The sequence below is a fragment of the Salmonella sp. 2018103 genome (genome assembly GCF_026247685.1).
Classification (GTDB): Bacteria; Pseudomonadota; Gammaproteobacteria; order Enterobacterales; family Enterobacteriaceae; genus Salmonella; species Salmonella enterica.
Genome location: NZ_CP111029.1, coordinates 2,979,957 through 2,996,955 on the forward strand (window position 1 = coordinate 2,979,957; position 16,999 = coordinate 2,996,955).

The window sequence follows — 16,999 nt, forward strand, 5'->3', positions numbered from 1 at the left end:
GACATATGCAGTTTGACTGGAGCGCCATCTGGCCCGCCATTCCGCTTTTACTTGAGGGCGCTAAAATGACCCTGTGGATCTCGGTCCTCGGTCTGGCTGGCGGCCTGGTTATTGGACTGGCGGCAGGTTTTGCCCGTACGTTTGGCGGCTGGTTCGCCAACCACATCGCCCTGGTTTTCATTGAAATTATTCGCGGCACGCCCATCGTTGTCCAGGTCATGTTTATCTACTTTGCCCTGCCGATGGCATTTAATGATTTGCGTATTGATCCGTTCAGCGCAGCGGTCGTGACAATTATGATTAACTCCGGCGCTTATATCGCGGAAATTACTCGCGGCGCAGTACTATCCATTCACAAAGGTTTTCGCGAAGCGGGTCTGGCGCTGGGCCTTTCTCGCCGGGAAACCATCCGCCATGTTATTTTACCGCTTGCTCTGCGCCGTATGCTGCCGCCGCTGGGCAACCAGTGGATCATTAGCATCAAAGACACCTCGTTGTTTATTGTTATCGGCGTAGCCGAGCTGACCCGTCAGGGCCAGGAAATTATTGCCGGTAACTTTCGCGCCCTGGAAATCTGGAGCGCCGTGGCCGTCTTCTATTTGATCATTACGCTGGTGCTGAGCTTTATTTTGCGTCGTCTTGAAAGAAGGATGAAAATCCTGTGATTGAATTTAAAAACGTCTCCAAGCACTTTGGCCCCACCCAGGTGCTGCATAACATTGATTTAAACATCCGTCAGGGCGAAGTGGTTGTGATTATCGGCCCTTCCGGTTCGGGTAAATCCACGTTATTACGCTGTATCAATAAACTGGAAGAGATCACCTCCGGCGATCTGATTGTCGATGGTCTGAAAGTCAACGATCCTAAAGTAGACGAACGGCTGATTCGCCAGGAAGCCGGCATGGTGTTTCAACAGTTTTATCTGTTCCCGCATCTGACCGCGCTCGAAAACGTGATGTTCGGCCCTCTGCGCGTGCGCGGCGTAAAGAAAGAAGAAGCGGAAAAACAGGCGAAAGCTCTGTTAGCGAAAGTTGGACTGGCGGAACGGGCGCACCACTACCCCTCCGAGCTTTCCGGCGGTCAACAACAGCGCGTCGCCATTGCCCGAGCGCTGGCCGTGAAGCCGAAAATGATGCTCTTTGACGAGCCAACCTCCGCTCTGGACCCTGAACTGCGCCATGAAGTGCTGAAAGTCATGCAGGATCTGGCGGAAGAAGGCATGACCATGGTCATTGTCACTCACGAAATCGGCTTTGCCGAAAAAGTCGCCTCACGGCTGATTTTCATCGATAAAGGCCGTATTGCCGAAGATGGCAGTCCGCAGGCGTTGATCGAAAACCCGCCAAGCCCACGTTTACAGGAATTTTTACAGCACGTCTCCTGAGATATCGCCCTTCCTGCCCTGCGGCAGGAAGGGCATCATGGAATAGTCCCATTTCATTTTCCCTCCCCTGCGCCATCTATACTTAGTGTTTTGCGTCTCTTTTCTCACTGGAGGAGTCATGCGGTGGACCCTGTTCATCCTTTTTTGTCTACTGGGCGCGCCTGCCCATGCGGTCGCCATACCCGGCGTGACCACGGGGACATCAACCAGCCAGCAAGCAGCGCCAGAGCCCAGTCCTGAACAAAAAAAAGCGGCCTATGCGGCCCTGGCTGACGTACTGGAGAACGAGGCTTCACGTAACGAATTAATAGCGCAACTCCGCGAAGCCTCAACCACGCCGCCGACCGAGCCGGCGCCAGCGCTTGCGCCGCCTGCGGCCAAAGATGAGAAAACGGTACTGGAGAACGTCACCACCGTTACCCGTCAGTACGGCGATGCTTTCGCTACCCGTTTCGCCCAGCTTTATCGCAACATCACCGATGCGCCGCACAAGCCGTTTAACTCGCAAACCTTCACCAACGCGTTAACCCACTTTTTATTTCTGGCCGTCGCGGTATTTGGTTTTTATAGCGTGATACGGCTTTGCGCCCTGCCGTTATATCGAAAAATGGGCCTGTGGGCACGCAAGAAAAACCGTGAACGCAGCAACTGGTTACAGCTCCCGGCGATGATCGTCGGCGCGTTTATTATCGACCTCCTGCTACTGGCGCTCACCTTATTTATCGGTCAGATGCTCAGTGATAATTTCCATGCGGGAAGTCGAACTATCGCTTTTCAGCAAAGCCTGTTCCTGAATGCCTTCGCGCTAATAGAGTTCTTTAAAGCGATTCTGCGGCTTATTTTTTGCCCTAATGTACCGGAATTACGCCCATTCGCGATTCAGGATGCGACAGCGCGTTACTGGAATCGCCGTATGAGTTCGCTTAGCAGTTTGATTGGCTACGGGCTGATTGTTGCCGTTCCGATTATTTCCAATCAGGTGAATGTTCAGGTTGGCGCGATGGCTAATGTGGCGATCATGCTCTGCATCACCATCTGGGCACTGTACCTGATCTTTAAAAACAAAGCGGAGATTACGCAACATTTATTAAGCCTGGCGGAACGATCATTAGCCTTTTTTAGCCTGTTTATCCGCGCCTTTGCGCTGGTGTGGCACTGGCTGGCCAGCGCTTACTTTATCGTGCTGTTTTTCTTCTCGTTATTCGACCCAGGCAATAGCCTGAAGTTTATGATGGGCGCGACCGTGCGCAGTCTGGCGATTATTGGTATCGCCGCGTTTATCTCCGGTATGTTTACCCGCTGGATAGCGAAAACCATCACCCTGTCGCCCCATACGCAGCGCAATTACCCGGAATTACAAAAGCGGCTTAACGGCTGGCTCTCCTCGGCGCTAAAAGTCGCACGCTTTTTGACCGTCTGCGTCGCCGTTATGCTGTTGCTCAACGCCTGGGGGTTATTCGATTTCTGGCACTGGCTACATTATGGCGCGGGGGAAAAGATGGTCGATATCCTCATCCGTATCGCGTTAATCTTATTCTTCTCCGCCGTGGGATGGACGATTCTCGCCAGTCTGATTGAGAATCGCCTGGCCTCCGATATTCATGGTCGCCCGCTACCCAGCGCCCGCACGCGCACGCTGCTGACGCTGTTCCGCAATGCGCTGGCAGTGATTATCAGTACCATAACCATCATGATCGTGTTATCGGAAATCGGCGTCAATATCGCGCCATTGCTGGCTGGCGCGGGGGCGTTAGGTCTGGCTATCTCTTTCGGTTCGCAAACCCTGGTGAAAGATATTATTACCGGCGTCTTTATTCAGTTTGAAAACGGGATGAATACCGGCGACTTAGTCACCATAGGCCCGCTGACGGGGACGGTCGAAAGAATGTCGATTCGTTCCGTCGGCGTGCGGCAGGATACCGGGGCATACCATATTATCCCGTGGTCCTCGATCACCACTTTCGCCAACTTTGTGCGCGGTATCGGCTCTGTTGTCGCCAACTATGACGTGGATCGCCATGAGGATGCGGATAAAGCGAATCAGGCGCTGAAAGACGCGGTAACGGCGCTGATGGAGACGGAGGATATTCGCGGGCTGATTATCGGCGAACCCACGTTCGCCGGTATTGTCGGTTTAACGAACACGGCGTTTACTTTACGCGTGTCATTCACCACGCTACCACTCAAGCAGTGGACGGTGCGTTTTGCCCTTGATAGCCAGGTGAAAAAGCATTTTGATCTGGCCAATGTGCGCGCGCCGGTGCAAACGTATCAGGTTCTGCCCGCCCCCGCCGGCGGCCCGTCGCCTGATTCACTGCCGCCGCGCGAACCGACGATTTAGCGTTTGCGGGTGATAAAACGGCGACGCTGGTCGTCATCCATAAAGGTCCAGGCAATAAAGCGGCTTTGCTTTTGCCCCTGGGCCATCTCTTTTTTCACCACTTTCACCGCGCCAGCCTCCGTCAACGCCCGGTAAAGCGGCGGTAAATTCTCGCCGCGCGACACCAACGTCGTAAACCACAACACCTGACGGCGGAAGGATTGGCTTTCAGCAATCATTTTTTTAATAAAGGCGACTTCGCCGCCTTCGCACCATAGCTCCTGCTGTTGACCGCCAAAGTTCAGCGCATCATCTTTATTCTGCCCCAAATTGCGGCGCTTACGCTCGCTGCCCGCGCGGGCTGCGGCGGCGGAGTCGTGAAAAGGCGGGTTACAAAGCGTTGCGTCATAAAATTCATTTTTATGAATGATACCGGTAAAAATGGCCGCCGGATCTTTTTGCCGACGCAGACGAATGGCGCGGCTTAACCCCGTATTAGCCTGAATGATAGCCTGCGCGCTGGACATCGCTGCGTCGCTGACTTCACTACCGGTAAATCGCCAGCCATATTCATGGACGCCGATAAGCGGATAAATACAATTGGCGCCCACGCCCACGTCCAGAATAGTTGCCTGCGCCGGAATACTCCCTGTCGTTTCGCCAAGCAGATCCGCCAGATGATGGATATAATCCGCACGGCCAGGCACTGGCGGACATAAAAACCCTGGCGGAATGTCCCAGTGTGTGACGGCATAAAAATGCGCCAGCAACGCCTTATTGAGCGCTTTTACCGCTTGCGGATTAGCAAAATCAACGCTCTGTTCACCGGCGGGCGTGCGGATAAGAAAGGACGTCAATTCCGGCGTGGTCTGACACAGTGCGGCGAGATCATAACGGTGTTGATGGCGGTTGCGCGGGTGTAACCCCGATTTCTGGGCGGACATGGCATTCTCCTTTTAGCAGCGGCGTAAGATACCCGTATAACGCCACGGGGTAAATATACCACCGCGAATTCCCTGCCTCGCTCGTTTGATCGGATATCTGAATGACATTGGTTCTGCTCATGGTCTGAAAAGATCGCGCGATGCGATTTTTTCACCTGACGGCGCTACACTTAACCTCAGGTACCCTAAAATCAGGAGAGCGTGATGGCATCCGGCTGGGCAAATGATGACGCAGTGAATGAACAAATCAACAATACCATTGAAGATGCCGTTGCCCGCGCTCGCGGCGAACTTCCCCACGGCGAAAGTCGCGATGAATGCGAATCGTGCGGCGATCCTATCCCTGAAGCGCGGCGTAAAGCCGTACCGGGCGTTCGGTTATGCATATCCTGCCAGCAGGAGAAAGATTTACATAACGCAACATTTTCAGGATATAATCGTAGAGGTTCAAAAGACAGCCAGTTACGCTGACTTTTCTTTACCGAAACCGCCAGTATCATCCATTCCTTTACGCTCATGCTTTTTAGCGTTCTGCGTCGCAGAATGTGCCGTTAACCTCGACTCTGTAAAGCCAGATGACAAGAACGGTAAATTCCACCGTTGAATTAATTAATAATCAATAGGTTATTTGTCATTCAAAAATTTTGAGCAAGGCCGTCAATTCTATTCGATTTTATCTTTCGCAAAAAACCGTGATACTCATCACATCGACGGAACATCGTCCCATAAACAGAATAACCTGCGAGAGATTAATCATGAAAACCATTAAATATGCTGTTGCAGCCATCGCGCTTTCCACCCTTTCTTTTGGCGCTTTTGCCGCAGAACCGGTTAGCGCGTCTCAGACGCAAAACCTGCATAAAATCGGCGTAGTGTCTGCCGACGGCGCCACCACGCTGGATGGCCTGGAAGCTAAACTGGCTGAAAAAGCCGCCGCTGCTGGCGCAAGCGCTTATAACATCACCTCCGCCGTGGGTAATGACAAAATGAGCGGCACTGCGGTGATTTATAAATAATTTACCTGCCCGCCAGATTTCAGGCTGTAACATCGCTGTTGTTTGAATTCTGACGGGTATTACCCTCGTCTGTTTGCCAACAGACCCACTGCTCCAACCCTCATTAACCCTGTTTGTTACCCTTATTTGCCCGTCCGTCACTGGACGGGCTTTTTTTATTCGCTAAAAGCCTGTTCGACGCGCGCAAGCCCGTCTTCTAACGTCGCCGCCTCTCTCGTCGCAACCAGACAACAGGCCATTTGCGTTTTTAATGATTGCGGCACCGGCTCGTGGCCGGCAAGGCAGCGCTCAATCCAGCGCGCGGTGATTTCAGGATCTTTAGTCGCAGGCAGTAAAAGCGGCTCGTCGTGCGTGTCGCTCTGACGCTCATGTAGTACCTGCACGCCACGGCTATCAATCAGGCTGATTTGCGGACAGCGTTGCGGGTTGGCATAGACTTCGCCTTCGGTACCATGCATCAGCAAAGCCCGCCCGCCAATGCGGCTAAAAAAGGTCGCCACACGCGGGACATATTCAGGGTGAGAAACGCTTGATAAACGCAGCGCGGCATCCTCAGCAAATGGCGTCGCCAGCTTGGCCAGTGAATGTGCGCTGTTGCGCACGCCCATCCGCCAGCGCATCGCCAGCTGTTTTTCCAGCGGCGGGCAGAGCGCGCTCACCGGGATAAACACCGGCTGGTGCCCGTCCAGTTTGGCCTGCGCTTGTCCACCGTGTAGAGTGGGGACAATCCCCATCAGCTCAAATATTGTTTCCGTCAGTACACGGGTCGGATCTTCACTGACGCCGTGTACTACGACTGGAAAGCCCAATTTATGCAGCAGGATAGCCAGCAGCGGCGTTAAATTCGCCTGTTTACGCGCGCCGTTATAGCTGGGAATAACGACCGGCAACGGCCTATCTGCGGGCGGTGTCAGTTTGATGGTATGATTCTGCATGGCTTCATAAAAGCCCAGCATTTCGGCTTCGCCTTCGCCTTTAATACGCAGCGCCATCAATATACTGCCCATTTCCAGGTCGGGGATGTCGCCATTCAGCATTCGGGTATACAAACCGCGCGCGGTGTCCAGATCCAGATCGCGGGCGTGATTTTTACCTCGCCCGATCTCTTTGATGATCTTGCGATAATCCATTGAAAGCTCCTTGAAGTGTGCTCACAGCATTAACGCCGTCGGCGGCGTGCAGGTTTTGCTTTTGGTTTTACTATAACGTCTGGCACGGCAGGCTGCTCTATCGGAAAAACAGGTAAGGCATTCAGTAAACGCTGTCCGTAGTTTTTGGTCAACAACCGCTTATCATAAATGACCACTTCTCCCCGACAGGCATGGCTACGGATCAATCGCCCTACCTGCTGAATTAAATTAAAAGACGCGCTTGGTAAGCTTTGTACCTCAAACGGATAACGATTCAGGCTTTTTAGCCATTCGCCTTCGGTGATCACGACCGGGCTGTCGATCGGCGGGAAGGCAATTTTATGGATATGGACCTGCGTCAGCAGCTCGCCTTTAAGATCCAGCCCTTCGGCAAAAGACTGAAGCCCAACCAGCACGCTGCGTTCGCCGCTCTCCACCCGTTTACGGTGCAGCTCCACCAGCCGGTAACGCGGCTGGTCGCCCTGGACCAGGAGGAGTAAGCGCACATCAGCGACATGCTCCAGAAAACGCTGCATCGCCCGCCCGCTGGCGAACAGTACCAGCATACCATGATGTTTTTTGCTCTCCAGTTGCTCACGAAAATAGGCCGCCATTTCGGCAATATGCTGCTCTTCGTTATCAATGGTGGGTTCGTAGCGCATTTGAGGAATCACCAGTTTCCCCTGTTCCACATGATTAAACGGCGAATCCAGCGCCACAAAGCGATCGCCGGCTTTTTCTTTTAAGCCGCTCATTTCCTGCAGGCGCGAAAAGCTATTGAGCGAGCGCAGTGTCGCCGAGGTGACAATAATGTGCGGTACGCTGCGCCATAACAATCTTTCCAGCTGATCGCTGACGCGGATACCGACACAATGGAACCAGACGTGGAGTTGCCCTTCGCGTATTTCACGCGTCGCCCATTTGGACACCGGCGCGCCTGAAGACTGCGCCATCGAAGCCAGTCGCCATAATTTACTTTGCGCCTCGAACATTCCCAGCGCCCGGTTCATCTGTAAAATCACCCGATGCAAACGCACAATATCGTGCGACCCGGTTTTTTCGCTGAGATCGTTGAGAAAGGATTCCGCCAGCCCACGCAGCGTCTCGGTCAGCTTCGCCAGTCGCTGACAGATTTCCATGACCTCATCAGGCAACTCGCCCATTGCAAAACGGTGCTCCGCCTCCTGCGCTGCGGGCATATACAGATTAAGAATGGCATTGAGCGAGGCGATCAGTTCGTATACCTCCTCGCAATGGGCGTTAAGTCGCTCAGGATTCGCTAACGGCGGCGTGGTTTTAGGGCGAAATTGCTCCATGCAGGTCGCCACCAGTTTGCTGAACAGATCCAGTTGCAAGCGATACCAGGAGGCGGTAATTTCCGCGCTCATCTCCAGCGCATCGCGAGCGACATCGGGCAGATGATGACCTTCATCCAGTACCAACAGCAGATGCTTTGGTTCCGGCAGTACGGCTTCACTTTCCATCGCCGCCATTACCAGCGCGTGATTCGCCACCACGACTTCCGCTTCCTGTATTTCACGTCGGGCGACAAAGAATGGACATTCGCGGTAATAGTGACAGTTGCGGTTCAGACAACTGGCTTTATCGGTACTTAATCGCCGCCACAGATCGTCGTCAATAGCAATGTCGGTGTGATCCCGCAGACCATCCCATTTGTAACCGTCAAGATCCCCTTTCAGCCTGGCGCAGCGCTTTTGCTCTTCCTGGTTGTTAGGCGTCAGTTCGTCATCAAGAAAGGCGAGCAGATCCTGCTGCGTAGGCTCGCTACTGGCGAGCGCCGCCAGGTTTCGCGGACACACGTAGCGCCCGCGGCCAAAGGCGGCGGTAAAACGCAGATCGGGGATGATTTTTCGTAGCAGCGGCAAATCTTTGCTAAAGATCTGATCCTGTAACGCCACGTTAGCGGTACTGACCACCAGTGTTTTTTGCTCTTCCCGGGCAATGGCAATACCGGGAATAAGATAGGAGAGGGTTTTCCCGACGCCGGTCGGCGCTTCAATAGCCAGATGTCTCCCTTCTTCCCCGGCCAGCGTTCTGGCGACGTCAGCAATCATCTGCCGCTGCGGCGCACGGGGAATAAAGTCGGGAATCTGGTCCTGAAGCGCCTTATACCAGGCGGCGATTTGCGCTTTCAGCGCAGCGGTCAATGCCATGAGAAAACCTGAAGTACTGTATAAACAGCCACTATTGTGTCACATTTCAGGGGCGGGAAGTACCTTTTTTACCGGTTCTGGAAGGCGGCTCGCAACGCGATGTGTATTTTGCCGGATGGCGGTGCAAGCACCTTATCCGGCCTACGTATTTGCATAGTCCGTAGGCCCGGTAAGCGTCGCGCTACCGGGCATGTTGCCGGATAAAATTTACTGGGCAGGCGTGATTCTGCGCGGGCGACGCGGCGGATGTGCTTTGTCGCCAGCGGGTTTCCCCTCGCCTGTGCGCGGTTTTGGTTTCGCCTTCGCCGCCCCGCTATCCTGACGTCGCGGCTGCTGACTGCGCCCCGCTCCCCCCTGATTTTGTCCGCGACCACGACCGCCGCCGCCGCGCTGCTGACGGCCATTCTGAATCGGCTCCGCTTTAATCGACGGGTCCGGCTCATAGCCCGGCGTCGTAATGCGTGGGATCTCTTTTTTCAGCAATTTTTCGATATCACGCAACAGTTTATGCTCGTCAACACAGACCAGCGACAGCGCCTCGCCAGTTGCCGCCGCGCGACCGGTACGGCCAATACGGTGTACATAATCTTCCGGCACGTTCGGCAGCTCATAGTTGACCACGTGCGGCAGCTCTTCAATATCCAGACCACGCGCCGCAATATCCGTCGCCACCAGCACGCGAATATCGCCGGATTTAAAATCGGCCAGCGCGCGGGTACGTGCGCCCTGCGATTTATTACCGTGGATCGCCGCGCTGCGAATACCGTCTTTGTTAAGCTGTTCCGCCAAATGGTTCGCGCCATGCTTGGTGCGGGTGAAGACCAACACCTGCTGCCAGTTGCCCTGGCCAATCATTTGTGACAGCAGTTCGCGCTTACGTTTTTTATCGACAAAGTGCACGTGCTGCGTTACCTGCTCTGAGGCCGTGTTGCGGCGCGCCACTTCGATTTCCAGCGGGTTGCGCAACAGCTTTTCGGCAAGCGCTTTGATGTCGTCGGAGAACGTGGCGGAGAACAGCAGATTCTGACGCTTCGCCGGCAGTTTCGCCAGCACGCGACGAATGTCGTGAATGAAGCCCATATCCAGCATACGGTCGGCTTCATCCAGTACCAGAATCTCAATCTGATCCAGCTTCACGGCATTTTGATGTTCCAGGTCGAGCAGACGTCCCGGCGTCGCCACCAGCACATCCACGCCGCCGCGCAGTTTCATCATCTGCGGATTGATGCTTACGCCGCCAAATACCACCAGCGAGCGAATGTTGAGATATTTACTGTAATCTCTGACGTTTTCGCCAATTTGCGCCGCCAGCTCGCGGGTTGGCGTGAGGATCAACGCACGCACCGGGCGACGACCTTTAGCATGCGGCTGATGGGTAATCAGATGCTGCAACAATGGCAGGGTAAAACCCGCCGTTTTACCGGTTCCGGTCTGGGCGCTGGCCATCAGATCGCGGCCTTCCAGCACGGCGGGAATCGCCTGTTGCTGAATAGGGGTAGGTTCACGGTAACCCTGCTCGGCAATGGCGCGCAGGATATCAGGGTTTAATCCCAGGGAATCAAAAGACATAACTACTCCGGACCGCCCCGACCGTTGCCGGTGTAGTTTTCAGGGAGATGCTCAAATTTGGAATGACAAAAACCACAATGTCATGAAGGGGCGGAGTGTAGCAGTTTTTGTGATGCGGCGCATAAATTATCCCGGAAGGTGGCAAAGACAAATTAATCGACCACACTGGACAAGTGCCATTATGAGTCATAATCTTAATCAATCGATTGATTAAAAATTAGGGCGTGTGATGAATATTCCCACCACGACCACCAAGGGCGAGCAGGCGAAAAGTCAGCTCATTGCCGCCGCGCTGGCGCAGTTTGGCGAGTATGGCCTCCATGCCACCACGCGCGATATCGCCGCGCTGGCGGGGCAAAATATTGCCGCTATTACTTACTATTTCGGCTCAAAAGAGGATTTATACCTCGCCTGCGCCCAGTGGATTGCCGATTTTCTTGGCGAAAAATTTCGCCCCCATGCTGAAAAAGCGGAACGTCTGTTTAGCCAGCCTGTCCCTGACCGGGACGCCATACGCGAGCTTATTCTGCTCGCCTGCAAGAACATGATTATGCTGCTGACGCAGGAAGACACCGTTAACCTGAGCAAATTCATTTCACGCGAGCAGCTCTCTCCCACGTCGGCCTATCAATTGGTTCATGAACAGGTTATCGATCCGTTGCACACCCATCTGACAAGATTGGTTGCTGCTTATACCGGCTGCGACGCCAATGATACGCGCATGATTTTGCATACCCATGCCTTACTGGGCGAAGTGCTGGCGTTCCGTCTCGGCAAAGAAACTATTCTGTTACGTACCGGCTGGCCGCAGTTTGATGAAGAAAAAGCGGAGCTGATTTACCAGACGGTAACCTGCCACATCGATCTTATTCTGCACGGTTTAACGCAAAGGAGTCTGGACTGATGAAAAAACCTGTCGTTATCGGACTGGCAATCGCAGCGATCGTCGCTGTGATTGCCGGTGGAACCTGGTGGTATCAAAGTCGGCAGGACGATGGGCTGACGCTATACGGTAATGTCGATATCCGTACCGTCAATATCAGCTTTCGCGTCGGCGGCAGGCTGGCGTCGCTGAATGTTGATGAAGGCGATGCCATCAAAGCCGGACAGGTGCTCGGCGAATTGGATCACGCGCCATACGAAAACGCGCTGATGCAGGCGAAAGCTGGCGTGTCGGTCGCGCAGGCGCAATATGATTTGATGCTGGCAGGCTATCGCGATGAAGAGATAGCCCAGGCCGCCGCCGCCGTCAGACAGGCACAAGCCGCTTATGACTACGCGCAAAACTTTTATAACCGTCAGCAAGGATTGTGGAAAAGCCGCACCATTTCCGCTAACGATCTGGAAAACGCCCGCTCATCGCGCGATCAGGCGCAGGCAACGCTGAAGTCCGCGCAGGATAAACTGAGCCAGTACCGTACCGGTAATCGTGAACAGGATATCGCCCAGGCGAAAGCCAGCCTGGAACAGGCAAAGGCCCAACTGGCGCAGGCGCAGCTTGATTTGCAGGACACCACGCTTATCGCGCCTGCCAACGGAACCTTGCTCACCCGCGCGGTCGAGCCTGGCAGTATGCTGAACGCCGGCAGCACGGTATTAACGCTCTCGCTGACCCGCCCCGTCTGGGTGCGCGCCTATGTCGATGAACGCAACCTCAGTCAGACGCAACCGGGGCGCGACATTCTGTTGTATACCGACGGTCGTCCTGACAAACCTTACCACGGCAAGATTGGTTTCGTTTCGCCCACCGCGGAATTTACGCCGAAAACCGTCGAAACGCCGGATCTGCGTACCGATCTTGTCTATCGCCTGCGCATTATCGTCACCGATGCGGACGATGCGTTACGCCAGGGGATGCCAGTCACGGTGAAATTTAATGACGAGGCACGGCATGAGTGAGGCCGTTATTACGCTGCACGGTCTGACGAAGCGCTTTGCGGGAATGGATAAACCCGCCGTCGCGCCGCTCGACTGTACCATTCATTCCGGTTATGTCACCGGGCTGGTAGGGCCGGACGGCGCAGGAAAAACCACGCTGATGCGTATGCTGGCGGGCCTGCTCAAAGCCGATGGCGGCAACGCGTCCGTATTAGGCTTCGACCCGATACAAAACGACAGCGAGCTGCACGCGGTTCTGGGCTATATGCCGCAGAAATTCGGTCTGTATGAAGATCTTACCGTCATGGAGAACCTTAATCTCTATGCCGATTTACGCAGCGTTACCGGCGAGATACGGGAAAAGACTTTTGCCCGTTTGTTGGAGTTTACCGCCCTCGGCCCTTTCACTGGCCGTCTGGCGGGGAAATTGTCCGGCGGGATGAAGCAAAAACTGGGGCTGGCCTGTACGCTGGTCGGCGAACCGAAAGTGCTGCTGTTGGATGAACCGGGCGTTGGCGTTGACCCGATTTCACGGCGCGAGTTGTGGCAAATGGTCCACGAACTGGCGGGCGACGGGATGCTGATTTTATGGAGCACCTCCTATCTGGATGAAGCCGAACAGTGTCGCGATGTACTGCTGATGAATGAAGGCGAGCTGCTCTATCAGGGCGAACCTAAAGCGCTGACGCAAACGATGGCCGGTCGTAGCTTTCTGATAAGCAGTCCACAGGAAAACAACCGTAAGTTACTACAGAGAGCGCTCAGACTGCCGCAGGTGGGCGACGGCATGATTCAGGGGCGTTCGGTACGCCTGATCCTGAAAAAAGAGGCGACCGCAGCAGATATTCGTCAGGCCGAAGGAATGCCGGAAATCACCCTCAATGAGACCGCGCCGCGCTTCGAAGATGCGTTTATCGATCTGCTTGGCGGAGCGGGAACCTCGGAGTCTCCGCTGGGTTCAATCCTGCATACGGTTGAAGGCACTGCCGGCGAAACGGTGATTGAAGCGCAGGAACTGACGAAAAAATTTGGCGATTTCGCGGCCACGGACCATGTTAATTTCGTCGTACAGCGCGGCGAGATTTTTGGCCTGCTCGGCCCGAACGGCGCGGGTAAATCAACCACCTTTAAAATGATGTGCGGCCTGCTGGTGCCGACGTCCGGCAAGGCGCTGGTGCTGGATATGGACCTGAAAGTCAGCTCCGGCAAAGCCCGTCAGCATCTGGGCTATATGGCGCAAAAATTTTCGCTTTACGGCAACCTGACGGTTGAGCAGAACCTGCGTTTTTTCTCCGGCGTCTACGGTTTGCGGGGCCGCGCGCAAAATGAAAAAATTCAGCGCATGAGTGAAGCGTTTGGTCTGAAAAGCATCGCGTCGCATCCCACCGATGCGCTACCGCTGGGCTTTAAACAGCGACTGGCGCTGGCCTGCTCGCTGATGCACGAACCGGATATTTTATTCCTTGATGAACCAACGTCCGGGGTTGATCCCCTCACCCGCCGTGAATTTTGGCTGCATATTAATAGCATGGTGGAAAAAGGGGTCACGGTAATGGTGACGACCCACTTTATGGATGAGGCGGAATATTGCGATCGCATCGGACTGGTTTATCGCGGGAAGCTTATCGCCAGCGGTACGCCGGACGATCTCAAAGCGCAGGCCGCCGATGAGCAACAGGCCGATCCGACGATGGAGCAGGCCTTTATCACTCTCATCAATGACTGGGATAAGGAGCATACGCATGAGTAAGTCTCTCTCCTGGCGCCGCGTGCGTGCGTTGTGCGTCAAAGAGACGCGCCAGATCGTGCGCGATCCCAGTAGCTGGCTGATTGCGGTGGTGATCCCGCTGCTGTTGCTGTTTATTTTTGGTTACGGCATTAACCTTGACTCCAGCAAGCTGCGCGTGGGGATTCTGCTTGAACAGCAAAGCCAGGAGGCGCTGGATTTCACTCATGCGATGACCGGTTCACCCTATATCGACGCGACCATTAGCGATAATCGTCATGAATTAATTGAAAAAATGCAGGCCGGACGCATTCGCGGACTGGTGGTGATTCCGGTGGATTTCGCGCAGCAAATGGCGCGCGACGGTGACAGCGCGCCGATTCAGGTGATTACCGACGGCAGCGAGCCAAACACCGCCAACTTCGTTCAGGGTTATGTTGAAGGCATCTGGCAAATCTGGCAACAGCAGCGGGCGGAAGATCGCGGCGACACCTTTGAACCGCTCATCGACGTCCAGACGCGCTACTGGTTTAACCCGGCGGCGATCAGTCAGCATTTTATTATTCCCGGGGCGGTGACCATTATCATGACGGTAATTGGCGCAATCCTCACCTCGCTGGTCGTTGCCCGCGAATGGGAGCGCGGCACGATGGAGGCGCTGCTCTCAACCGAAGTGACGCGTGTTGAACTGCTGCTGTGTAAGCTTATTCCCTATTATTTTCTCGGTATGCTGGCGATGCTGCTCTGTATGCTGGTATCGGTGTTTATTCTCGGCGTGCCGTATCGCGGTTCGCTGGTGATTCTGTTTATTATCACCAGTCTGTTTTTACTGAGTACGCTGGGGATGGGGCTGTTGATTTCCACCATCACTCGCAACCAGTTTAACGCCGCGCAGGTGGCGCTGAACGCCGCCTTTTTACCCTCGATTATGCTGTCCGGATTTATCTTCCAGATAGACAGTATGCCTGCGGTGATCCGCGCGGTGACCTATATTATTCCGGCGCGCTATTTTGTCAGCACCCTGCAAAGTCTGTTTCTGGCCGGCAATATTCCGGTCGTGTTAGGCGTTAACGTACTGTTTTTAATCGCCTCGGCGGTGATGTTTATTGGCCTGACGTGGCTAAAAACCAAACGACGGCTGGATTAAATATGTGTATGGATAATTGTCGTCGTAGGCCGGATAAGGCGTTCACGCCGCCATCCGGCATTATGCCTGATGCGCTTTGCTTATCAGGCCTACAAACTGGACCGAGAGGACGGACATGTTTCATCGCTTATGGACATTAATTCGCAAAGAACTGCAATCGCTTTTACGCGAACCGCAAACGCGCGCGATCCTGATTCTGCCTGTGCTGATTCAGGTCATCCTGTTTCCGTTCGCCGCGACACTTGAAGTCACTAACGCGACTATCGCCATCTATAACGAAGATAACGGCAAACATTCGGTAGAACTTACCCAGCGCTTTGCCCGCGCGAAAGCGTTTACCCATGTGCTATTGCTGAACAGTCCGCAGGAGATCCAGCCGACTATCGATACGCAAAAAGCGCTGCTGCTGGTACGCTTCCCGGCGGATTTCTCGCGGAATCTGGATACCTTCCAGCCTGCGCCGATGCAACTCATTCTTGATGGACGTAACTCCAACAGCGCGCAAATCGCCGCCAATTATCTGCAACAGATCGTCAAGGAGTATCAGCAGACATTGATGGACGGCAAGCCAAAGCCCAACAATAGCGAACTGGTGGTACGCAACTGGTATAACCCGAATCTGGACTACAAGTGGTTTGTGGTGCCCTCGCTGATCGCCATGATCACCACTATTGGCGTGATGATCGTCACTTCGCTGTCCGTCGCCCGCGAGCGTGAACAAGGCACTCTGGATCAGCTGCTGGTCTCTCCGCTCACCACCTGGCAGATTTTCGTTGGTAAAGCGGTGCCGGCGCTGATTGTCGCGACCTTCCAGGCCACGATCGTGCTGGCTATCGGCATTTGGGCATACCAAATTCCCTTCGCCGGTTCGTTAGCGCTGTTTTATTTCACGATGGTGATTTACGGGCTGTCGCTGGTAGGCTTTGGCTTGCTGATATCATCGCTTTGCGCCACGCAACAGCAGGCGTTTATCGGCGTCTTTGTCTTTATGATGCCAGCGATTTTGCTCTCGGGGTATGTCTCGCCAGTGGAAAATATGCCGGTCTGGCTGCAAAACCTGACGTGGATAAACCCTATCCGCCACTTTACTGATATTACCAAGCAAATTTATCTTAAGGATGCGAGTCTGGGGATTGTCTGGGGAAGTTTGTGGCCGCTACTGGTGATAGCGGCCACCACGGGTTCAGCGGCGTATGCGATGTTTAGACGCAAAGTGATGTAGCTTTTTATCTTTCGCCAGTAGCGAGACTACGGCGGGCCCGGCCAGGATAGCCAGCCCCGCCAGAGCCAGTAAGACATTGTTTTGCAATACGCGGGATAGCAGCCAGAGGACAATCAGCGCGGTGCCGAAGTACCAGGTGGTAGTCAGCTCTTCCAACACATCCGCCACATCGCGCCAGCGTTGCTCATGATGGCGCTGCAACGCCAGCATCAGCAGTACCGTCACGCCATAAAGCACGCATAATCCCAGGCCGACGCGCACTAATGTGCCGCTCATCCAGCCTATTACCAGCATCGCCACTACCAGTAAATGCAACATAATCTGCCAACAACCGAGGCCGGTTGCGACACGAACGCGTTGTTGCCACTTCATGGCTTTTCTCCTGAAGCATTTTTCTCTCATTATTCAGAGTACCGAACTTTACGGAAAATTCCGTAAGACCGCATCTTTTTGTGACGACGACTACACTATTTCAATCAGGATAGTGAC

15 protein-coding genes are annotated in these 16,999 nt (G+C 54.3%); 10 read left to right on the forward strand and 5 right to left on the reverse strand.

Annotation, left to right across the window (positions count from 1 at the left end):
- Nucleotides 1-5: 5 nt before the first annotated feature.
- From glnP to ybiO, 3 genes are all read left to right on the forward strand, one after another.
- A complete protein-coding gene (gene glnP / locus OLG56_RS14515) occupies nt 6-665 on the forward strand; it encodes a glutamine ABC transporter permease GlnP (RefSeq protein WP_001159076.1) in 660 nt (219 codons plus the stop codon).
- Nucleotides 662-1,384 (forward strand): glutamine ABC transporter ATP-binding protein GlnQ, encoded by a 723-nt coding sequence (gene glnQ / locus OLG56_RS14520; protein WP_000569093.1) that lies wholly within the window; start codon nt 662-664, stop codon nt 1,382-1,384. The genes glnP and glnQ overlap by 4 nt, the downstream gene beginning before the upstream one ends.
- Before the next feature lie 118 nt (nt 1,385-1,502).
- Nucleotides 1,503-3,725 carry a mechanosensitive channel protein gene (gene ybiO / locus OLG56_RS14525; RefSeq protein ID WP_001267702.1) on the forward strand — a complete coding sequence of 741 codons (2,223 nt, stop codon included), beginning with the start codon at nt 1,503-1,505 and terminating at the stop codon, nt 3,723-3,725.
- Here the strand turns inward: ybiO and rlmF are convergent.
- Nucleotides 3,722-4,648 (reverse strand): 23S rRNA (adenine(1618)-N(6))-methyltransferase RlmF, encoded by a 927-nt coding sequence (gene rlmF / locus OLG56_RS14530; protein ID WP_001275974.1) that lies wholly within the window; start codon nt 4,646-4,648, stop codon nt 3,722-3,724. The two genes, ybiO and rlmF, sit on opposite strands and share 4 nt — an antisense overlap.
- A 204-nt stretch (nt 4,649-4,852) precedes the next feature.
- On the opposite strand from rlmF, the gene OLG56_RS14535 reads away from it, so the two are divergent.
- Together OLG56_RS14535 and ybiJ are read left to right on the forward strand one after the other, a co-directional pair.
- Nucleotides 4,853-5,119, forward strand: coding sequence for a DksA/TraR family C4-type zinc finger protein (locus OLG56_RS14535; protein ID WP_000146332.1), 267 nt, complete (start codon nt 4,853-4,855; stop codon nt 5,117-5,119).
- Nucleotides 5,120-5,403: 284 nt separating this feature from the next.
- Entirely contained in the window at nt 5,404-5,664 is a 261-nt protein-coding gene (ybiJ, locus tag OLG56_RS14540; RefSeq protein WP_000849089.1) for a DUF1471 family protein YbiJ, read from the forward strand.
- 155 nt (nt 5,665-5,819) lie between these two features.
- Here ybiJ and ybiB read toward each other — a convergent pair whose 3' ends face one another.
- The 3 genes from ybiB to rhlE form a co-directional block, all read right to left on the reverse strand.
- Complete coding sequence (ybiB, locus tag OLG56_RS14545; RefSeq protein WP_000386479.1) at nt 5,820-6,794, reverse strand: DNA-binding protein YbiB; 975 nt, start codon at nt 6,792-6,794, stop codon at nt 5,820-5,822.
- 29 nt (nt 6,795-6,823) lie between these two features.
- Nucleotides 6,824-8,968, reverse strand: coding sequence for an ATP-dependent DNA helicase DinG (gene dinG / locus OLG56_RS14550; RefSeq protein ID WP_001218630.1), 2,145 nt, complete (start codon nt 8,966-8,968; stop codon nt 6,824-6,826).
- Between the two features lie 207 nt (nt 8,969-9,175).
- On the reverse strand, nt 9,176-10,537 hold the full coding sequence (gene rhlE / locus OLG56_RS14555; protein WP_061377659.1) for an ATP-dependent RNA helicase RhlE: 1,362 nt from the start codon (nt 10,535-10,537) through the stop codon (nt 9,176-9,178).
- 229 nt (nt 10,538-10,766) lie between these two features.
- Between rhlE and cecR the strand changes: the two genes are divergently transcribed.
- The 5 genes from cecR to OLG56_RS14580 all read left to right on the forward strand — a co-directional run bounded on the left by cecR (nt 10,767) and on the right by OLG56_RS14580 (nt 16,510).
- Nucleotides 10,767-11,441: a transcriptional regulator CecR gene (gene cecR, locus OLG56_RS14560; protein ID WP_001025260.1), complete on the forward strand. Its 675-nt coding sequence runs from the start codon at nt 10,767-10,769 to the stop codon at nt 11,439-11,441.
- Nucleotides 11,441-12,436 (forward strand): secretion protein HlyD, encoded by a 996-nt coding sequence (gene hlyD / locus OLG56_RS14565; protein WP_000743431.1) that lies wholly within the window; start codon nt 11,441-11,443, stop codon nt 12,434-12,436. The genes cecR and hlyD overlap by 1 nt, the downstream gene beginning before the upstream one ends.
- Complete coding sequence (locus tag OLG56_RS14570; RefSeq protein WP_061377658.1) at nt 12,429-14,165, forward strand: ATP-binding cassette domain-containing protein; 1,737 nt, start codon at nt 12,429-12,431, stop codon at nt 14,163-14,165. The genes hlyD and OLG56_RS14570 overlap by 8 nt, the downstream gene beginning before the upstream one ends.
- On the forward strand, nt 14,158-15,288 hold the full coding sequence (locus OLG56_RS14575; protein WP_000045765.1) for an ABC transporter permease: 1,131 nt from the start codon (nt 14,158-14,160) through the stop codon (nt 15,286-15,288). Before OLG56_RS14570 ends, OLG56_RS14575 begins: the two co-directional genes overlap by 8 nt.
- Before the next feature lie 115 nt (nt 15,289-15,403).
- Nucleotides 15,404-16,510, forward strand: coding sequence for an ABC transporter permease (locus OLG56_RS14580; RefSeq protein ID WP_000469050.1), 1,107 nt, complete (start codon nt 15,404-15,406; stop codon nt 16,508-16,510).
- On the opposite strand, the gene OLG56_RS14585 is transcribed toward OLG56_RS14580, so the two are convergent.
- On the reverse strand, nt 16,472-16,882 hold the full coding sequence (locus OLG56_RS14585; RefSeq protein WP_000871970.1) for a YbhQ family protein: 411 nt from the start codon (nt 16,880-16,882) through the stop codon (nt 16,472-16,474). The genes OLG56_RS14580 and OLG56_RS14585 overlap by 39 nt on opposite strands.
- Nucleotides 16,883-16,999 lie beyond the last annotated feature (117 nt).

Excerpts from the sequence above, each read along its gene's own strand:
- ybiB (WP_000386479.1), bottom strand. The coding sequence starts at position 6,794 with ATGGATTATCGCAAGATCATCAAAGAGATCGGGCGAGGTAAAAATCAC.
- OLG56_RS14570 (WP_061377658.1), top strand. The coding sequence starts at position 12,429 with ATGAGTGAGGCCGTTATTACGCTGCACGGTCTGACGAAGCGCTTTGCG.
- ybiJ (WP_000849089.1), top strand. The coding sequence starts at position 5,404 with ATGAAAACCATTAAATATGCTGTTGCAGCCATCGCGCTTTCCACCCTT.
- OLG56_RS14580 (WP_000469050.1), top strand. The coding sequence starts at position 15,404 with ATGTTTCATCGCTTATGGACATTAATTCGCAAAGAACTGCAATCGCTT.
- rlmF (WP_001275974.1), bottom strand. The coding sequence starts at position 4,648 with ATGTCCGCCCAGAAATCGGGGTTACACCCGCGCAACCGCCATCAACAC.
- OLG56_RS14575 (WP_000045765.1), top strand. The coding sequence starts at position 14,158 with ATGAGTAAGTCTCTCTCCTGGCGCCGCGTGCGTGCGTTGTGCGTCAAA.
- OLG56_RS14535 (WP_000146332.1), top strand. The coding sequence starts at position 4,853 with ATGGCATCCGGCTGGGCAAATGATGACGCAGTGAATGAACAAATCAAC.
- hlyD (WP_000743431.1), top strand. The coding sequence starts at position 11,441 with ATGAAAAAACCTGTCGTTATCGGACTGGCAATCGCAGCGATCGTCGCT.
- rhlE (WP_061377659.1), bottom strand. The coding sequence starts at position 10,537 with ATGTCTTTTGATTCCCTGGGATTAAACCCTGATATCCTGCGCGCCATT.
- glnP (WP_001159076.1), top strand. The coding sequence starts at position 6 with ATGCAGTTTGACTGGAGCGCCATCTGGCCCGCCATTCCGCTTTTACTT.
- OLG56_RS14585 (WP_000871970.1), bottom strand. The coding sequence starts at position 16,882 with ATGAAGTGGCAACAACGCGTTCGTGTCGCAACCGGCCTCGGTTGTTGG.
- cecR (WP_001025260.1), top strand. The coding sequence starts at position 10,767 with ATGAATATTCCCACCACGACCACCAAGGGCGAGCAGGCGAAAAGTCAG.
- ybiO (WP_001267702.1), top strand. The coding sequence starts at position 1,503 with ATGCGGTGGACCCTGTTCATCCTTTTTTGTCTACTGGGCGCGCCTGCC.
- dinG (WP_001218630.1), bottom strand. The coding sequence starts at position 8,968 with ATGGCATTGACCGCTGCGCTGAAAGCGCAAATCGCCGCCTGGTATAAG.